Consider the following 1246-nt stretch of genomic DNA (forward strand, 5'->3'; position numbering starts at 1 on the left):
CTAGTTTGTGAGCGTGACCACGACGTGCGTGAAGCGGGCGTTCAAGTACCGCTTCCATCCGACCGACGCGCAGGCAGCCGAGCTGTCGCGCACGTTCGGTTGTGTGCGCAAGGTCTACAACATGGCGCTCGCTGCCCGTACGGAGGCGTGGGCGCGACAGGAGCGGGTCAACTACAACCAGACGTCGGCGATGCTGACGGTGTGGAAGAAGACCGAGGAACTGGCCTACCTGGCCGAGGTGTCGTCGGTCCCGCTTCAGCAGTGCCTGCGGCACTTGCAGACGGCGTTCACGAACTTCTTCGGCAAGCGGGCGAAGTACCCGCGGTTCAAGTCGCGGAAGAAGTCGCGGAAGTCCGCCGAGTACACCACCTCCGGGTTCCGCTTCCGCGACGGGAAGCTGACGCTGGCGAAGATGAGTGAACCGCTCGACATCGTGTGGTCGCGTCCGCTCCCCGAGGGGGTGCAGCCGTCCACGGTGACCGTGTCGCAGGACAGCGCGGGGCGCTGGTTCGTCTCCATGCTGTGCGACGACCGGTCCGTCAGGCCGCTCCCCGCCAGCGACAACGCGGTGGGCATCGACGTCGGCCTGGACCACCTCCTGACGCTTTCCACGGGAGAGAAGATCGCCAATCCCCGGCACGAGCGCCGCGACCGGGCACGTCTGGCGAAGGCCCAGCGCGAACTTGCGAAGAAGGCCAAGGGCGACGGTACGAACCGGGCCAAGGCCCGCAGGAAGGTCGCCAAGATCCACGCCCGGATCGCCGACCGCAGGCGCGACGGCCTGCACAAGCTGACCACTCGGCTCGTTCGTGAAAACCAAACGATCGTGATCGAAGACCTGACCGTGCGCAACATGGTCAAGAACCGGAGCCTGGCCCGCGCCATCTCGGACGCGGCGTGGTCGGAGTTCCGGGGCCTTCTGGAGTACAAGGCCACCTGGTACGGGCGGGAAGTGATCGCGGTCGACCGCTTCTTCCCCTCGTCCAAGCTGTGCTCCCACTGCGGCACCTTGCAGGAGAAGATGCCGCTGAACGTCCGTACCTGGACGTGCGACAGTTGCGGAACGACCCACGACCGGGACGTGAACGCGGCACGCAACCTTCTGGCCGCCGGGCTGGCGGTGACAGTCTGTGGAGCTGGTGTAAGGCCTCAACGGAGAACTCCGGGCGGGCAGTCGGCGACGAAGCAGAAACCCTCACGGCGCGAGCCGTAAGAATCCCCCTCCTTCAGGAGGGGGAGAAGTCAA

The 1246-nt window shown here is 65.9% G+C and carries 1 protein-coding gene; it reads left to right on the forward strand.

Features of this window, described 5'->3' with window-relative positions:
* The first annotated feature begins 7 nt into the window (after positions 1 to 7).
* Positions 8 to 1213: an RNA-guided endonuclease InsQ/TnpB family protein gene (locus tag ACFU95_RS51035; RefSeq protein WP_383844822.1), complete on the forward strand. Its 1206-nt coding sequence runs from the start codon at positions 8 to 10 to the stop codon at positions 1211 to 1213.
* Positions 1214 to 1246 lie beyond the last annotated feature (33 nt).

Origin of the sequence: Streptomyces sp. NPDC057623, from assembly GCF_042800355.1 — a bacterium.
In the GTDB taxonomy this organism is placed as follows: domain Bacteria; phylum Actinomycetota; class Actinomycetes; order Streptomycetales; family Streptomycetaceae; genus Streptomyces.